Annotated in this window: 3 rRNA genes; all 3 read left to right on the forward strand. The window is 56.3% G+C overall.

Features of this window, described 5'->3' with window-relative positions:
• The first annotated feature begins 201 nt into the window (after positions 1 to 201).
• The 3 genes from NS4_RS30860 to rrf all read left to right on the forward strand — a co-directional run bounded on the left by NS4_RS30860 (position 202) and on the right by rrf (position 5410).
• Positions 202 to 1718 (forward strand): 16S ribosomal RNA (locus NS4_RS30860).
• 322 nt (positions 1719 to 2040) lie between these two features.
• Positions 2041 to 5171, forward strand: a 23S ribosomal RNA gene (locus NS4_RS30865).
• A 122-nt stretch (positions 5172 to 5293) separates the two neighbouring features.
• Positions 5294 to 5410 (forward strand): 5S ribosomal RNA (rrf, locus tag NS4_RS30870).
• Together the 16S, 23S and 5S rRNA genes form the textbook arrangement of a ribosomal RNA operon.
• Positions 5411 to 5414: the final 4 nt, after the last annotated feature.

Genomic DNA, 5414 nt, shown 5'->3' on the forward strand with positions numbered 1-5414 from the left:
GTGTGCGTGTGTTCTTTGAGAACTCAATAGTGTGTTGATGAATGTCAGTGCCAAATATTTAATTTGGTTTCGGTTCTTCATACCCCCCGTGTGGAGGGCCGAACATTTAAGTCAGCTAAATTCCAGCTGGCGATTGTTTTGCTAGGTTTTCGGACTCTAGTTTGTACTTTTGATTGCGCCTTCGGGTGTGATTGTGAGTCTTCAACGGAGAGTTTGATCCTGGCTCAGGACGAACGCTGGCGGCGTGCTTAACACATGCAAGTCGAGCGGTAAGGCCCTTCGGGGTACACGAGCGGCGAACGGGTGAGTAACACGTGGGTGATCTGCCTTGCACTCTGGGATAAGCCTGGGAAACTGGGTCTAATACCGGATATGACCTTCGGCTTCCTGGTCGATGGTGGAAAGATTTATCGGTGCAAGATGAGCCCGCGGCCTATCAGCTTGTTGGTGGGGTAATGGCCTACCAAGGCGACGACGGGTAGCCGGCCTGAGAGGGCGACCGGCCACACTGGGACTGAGACACGGCCCAGACTCCTACGGGAGGCAGCAGTGGGGAATATTGCACAATGGGCGGAAGCCTGATGCAGCGACGCCGCGTGAGGGATGACGGCCTTCGGGTTGTAAACCTCTTTCGACTCCGACGAAGCGAAAGTGACGGTAGGAGTATAAGAAGCACCGGCCAACTACGTGCCAGCAGCCGCGGTAATACGTAGGGTGCGAGCGTTGTCCGGAATTACTGGGCGTAAAGAGCTTGTAGGCGGCTTGTCGCGTCGATCGTGAAAACTCGGGGCTCAACCCCGAGCTTGCGGTCGATACGGGCAGGCTTGAGTACTTCAGGGGAGACTGGAATTCCTGGTGTAGCGGTGAAATGCGCAGATATCAGGAGGAACACCGGTGGCGAAGGCGGGTCTCTGGGAAGTAACTGACGCTGAGAAGCGAAAGCGTGGGTAGCGAACAGGATTAGATACCCTGGTAGTCCACGCCGTAAACGGTGGGTACTAGGTGTGGGTTTCCTTCCACGGGATCCGTGCCGTAGCTAACGCATTAAGTACCCCGCCTGGGGAGTACGGCCGCAAGGCTAAAACTCAAAGGAATTGACGGGGGCCCGCACAAGCGGCGGAGCATGTGGATTAATTCGATGCAACGCGAAGAACCTTACCTGGGTTTGACATACACCGGAAACCTGCAGAGATGTAGGCCCCCTTGTGGTCGGTGTACAGGTGGTGCATGGCTGTCGTCAGCTCGTGTCGTGAGATGTTGGGTTAAGTCCCGCAACGAGCGCAACCCTTATCTTATGTTGCCAGCGCGTAATGGCGGGGACTCGTGAGAGACTGCCGGGGTCAACTCGGAGGAAGGTGGGGACGACGTCAAGTCATCATGCCCCTTATGTCCAGGGCTTCACACATGCTACAATGGCCGGTACAGAGGGCTGCGATACCGCGAGGTGGAGCGAATCCCTTAAAGCCGGTCTCAGTTCGGATCGGGGTCTGCAACTCGACCCCGTGAAGTTGGAGTCGCTAGTAATCGCAGATCAGCAACGCTGCGGTGAATACGTTCCCGGGCCTTGTACACACCGCCCGTCACGTCATGAAAGTCGGTAACACCCGAAGCCGGTGGCCTAACCCTTGTGGAGGGAGCCGTCGAAGGTGGGATCGGCGATTGGGACGAAGTCGTAACAAGGTAGCCGTACCGGAAGGTGCGGCTGGATCACCTCCTTTCTAAGGAGCATTCTCCATGCCGGCTCGAAGAGTCGAGTACCGGTTGTGGCAGAGGCCATTACGAACTCGAATGTGGTTCGGTGGTTGCTCATGGGTGGAACGCTGACAATCTCCATCACGTACGGCTGCAGCCGAGTCTGTGGTGCTGGTGGATATATCAACACACTGTTGGGTCCTGAAAGAACAGACGTTCTTTCCAGGCAAAAAATACGATCCGCTCGGATTTTCTGAGATACTGTCGGCTTCGGCCGGTAAGTCCTGATGTTCGATTCGAGTGGGTGTGTTGTTTGAGAACTGCACAGTGGACGCGAGCATCTTTGTTTTGTAAGTGTTTTAGAGCGTACGGTGGATGCCTTGGCACCAGGAGCCGATGAAGGACGTAGGAGGCTGCGATAAGCCTCGGGGAGCTGTCAACCGAGCTGTGATCCGAGGGTGTCCGAATGGGGAAACCCAGCACGAGTGATGTCGTGTTACCCGCACCTGAATATATAGGGTGTGTGGAGGGAACGTGGGGAAGTGAAACATCTCAGTACCCACAGGAAGAGAAAACAACATGTGATTCCGTGAGTAGTGGCGAGCGAAAGCGGATGAGGCTAAACCATGCGTGTGTGATAGCCGGCAGGCGTTGCACGTGTGGGGTCGTGGGGCTCACTTTCTTGTCACTGCCGTGGCGAGCAACAGTCAGAAAAGTTCGTGTTAGTCGAATTGGTCTGGGACGGCCAACCGTAGACGGTGAGAGTCCGGTAGGCGAAAACATGTTCTCTGTTGTAGTGAGTGCCCGAGTAGCAGCGGGCCCGTGAAATCTGCTGTGAATCTGCCGGGACCACCCGGTAAGCCTGAATACTCCCTGGTGACCGATAGCGGACTAGTACCGTGAGGGAAAGGTGAAAAGTACCCCGGGAGGGGAGTGAAATAGTACCTGAAACCGTGCGCTTACAATCCGTCAGGGCCTTCGAGCAGCTTGCTGCTGGGGGTGATGGCGTGCCTTTTGAAGAATGAGCCTGCGAGTTAGTGGCATGTGGCGAGGTTAACCCGTGTGGGGTAGCCGTAGCGAAAGCGAGTCCGAATAGGGCGTTTGAGTCGCGTGTTCTAGACCCGAAGCGGAGTGATCTACCCATGGCCAGGGTGAAGCGACGGTAAGACGTCGTGGAGGCCCGAACCCACTTAGGTTGAAAACTGAGGGGATGAGCTGTGGGTAGGGGTGAAAGGCCAATCAAACTCCGTGATAGCTGGTTCTCCCCGAAATGCATTTAGGTGCAGCGTCGCGTGTTTCTCACCGGAGGTAGAGCTACTGGATGGTCTAGGGGGCCCACAAGCTTACCGAAATCAGCCAAACTCCGAATGCCGGTGAGTGAGAGCGCGGCAGTGAGACTGCGGGGGATAAGCTTCGTAGTCGAGAGGGAAACAGCCCAGATCGCCGGCTAAGGCCCCTAAGCGTGTACTAAGTGGAAAAGGATGTGGGATTGCGCAGACAGCCAGGAGGTTGGCTTAGAAGCAGCCACCCTTGAAAGAGTGCGTAATAGCTCACTGGTCGAGTGATCCTGCGCCGACAATGTAGCGGGGCTCAAGTACACCGCCGAAGCCGCGGCAGTCGCACAATACATCCACACTTTCCTACGGGATCGTGTGCAGTGGTGCGGCTGGGTAGGGGAGCGTCGTGTAGCCAGGGAAGCAGCGGGGTGACCTAGTTGTGGAGGCTGCGCGAGTGAGAATGCAGGCATGAGTAGCGAAAGACGAGTGAGAAACTCGTCCGCCGAATGACCAAGGGTTCCTGGGCCAGGTTAATCCGCCCAGGGTGAGTCGGGACCTAAGGCGAGGCCGACAGGCGTAGTCGATGGACAACGGGTTGATATTCCCGTACCCGTGTATCCGCGCCCAATGGCGAATCATCTGTGCTAAGCGCCCAAAACCTGATGGACCTCCTTCGGGAGGCCGGATGGGGCTGCGCGCGACCCTGGGTGTAGTAGTCAAGCGATGGGGTGACGCAGGAAGGTAGCTGGGCCAGTCAGTGGTTGTACTGGTGTAAGCCTGTAGGGCGCAACATAGGCAAATCCGTGTTGCATGAGCCTGAGAGGTGATGCGTAGCCGATTGAGGCGAATTCAGTGATCCTATGCTGCCGAGAAAAGCCTCTAGTGAGTTGGTACACGGCCCGTACCCCAAACCGACACAGGTGGTCAGGTAGAGAATACTAAGGCGATCGAGAGAACTGTGGTCAAGGAACTCGGCAAAATGCCCCCGTAACTTCGGGAGAAGGGGGGCCCGAGCTGGTGACCGGCTTTACGCCGTGAGCTGGTTTGGGCCGCAGAGACCAGAGAGAAGCGACTGTTTACTAAAAACACAGGTCCGTGCGAAGTCGTAAGACGATGTATACGGACTGACGCCTGCCCGGTGCCGGAAGGTTAAGAGGACCGGTTAGCGCTTCGGCGCGAAGCTGAGAATTTAAGCCCCGGTAAACGGCGGTGGTAACTATAACCATCCTAAGGTAGCGAAATTCCTTGTCGGGTAAGTTCCGACCTGCACGAATGGCGTAACGACTTCTCTGCTGTCTCGACCACAGACTCGGCGAAATTGCATTACGAGTAAAGATGCTCGTTACGCGCGGCAGGACGAAAAGACCCCGGGACCTTCACTATAGCTTGGTATTGGTGTTCGGTACGGTTTGTGTAGGATAGGTGGGAGACTGTGAAACGGGCACGCCAGTGCTCGGTGAGTCGTCGTTGAAATACCACTCTGATCGTATTGGACCTCTAACCTCGGACCATGATCTGGTTCAGGGACAGTGCCTGGTGGGTAGTTTAACTGGGGCGGTTGCCTCCCAAAATGTAACGGAGGCGCCCAAAGGTTCCCTCAGCCTGGTTGGCAATCAGGTGTCGAGTGCAAGTGCACAAGGGAGCTTGACTGTGAGACAGACATGTCGAGCAGGGACGAAAGTCGGGACTAGTGATCCGGCACCGGCAAGTGGAAGCGGTGTCGCTCAACGGATAAAAGGTACCCCGGGGATAACAGGCTGATCTTCCCCAAGAGTCCATATCGACGGGATGGTTTGGCACCTCGATGTCGGCTCGTCGCATCCTGGGGCTGGAGTAGGTCCCAAGGGTTGGGCTGTTCGCCCATTAAAGCGGCACGCGAGCTGGGTTTAGAACGTCGTGAGACAGTTCGGTCTCTATCCGCCGCGCGCGTTGGAAACTTGAGGAAGGCTGTCCCTAGTACGAGAGGACCGGGACGGACGAACCTCTGGTGTGCCAGTTGTCCCGCCAGGGGCACGGCTGGTTGGCTACGTTCGGAAGGGATAACCGCTGAAAGCATCTAAGCGGGAAGCCTGTTCCAAGATGAGGTTTCCCACCACCTAGAGTGGTTAAGGCCCCCTACAGACCATGGGGTTGATAGGCCGGAACTGGAAGCACGGTAACGTGTGGAGGTGACCGGTACTAATAGGCCGAGGGCTTACAAACAAAGGTTGCTACGCGTCCACTGTGCAGTATCTGAAACAACACACAGATACAGAAGACACCACACAAACCCCAGGAATACCGAGGGGAGTATGGGTGGCTCTCTGTGGATAGTTTCATAGAGTTACGGCGGTTATAGCGGCAGGGAAACGCCCGGTCCCATTCCGAACCCGGAAGCTAAGCCTGCCAGCGCCGATGGTACTGCACTCGACAGGGTGTGGGAGAGTAGGACACCGCCGGAACATA

This window comes from Nocardia sienata NBRC 100364 (genome assembly GCF_001613205.1).
Lineage (GTDB): Bacteria > Actinomycetota > Actinomycetes > Mycobacteriales > Mycobacteriaceae > Nocardia > Nocardia sienata.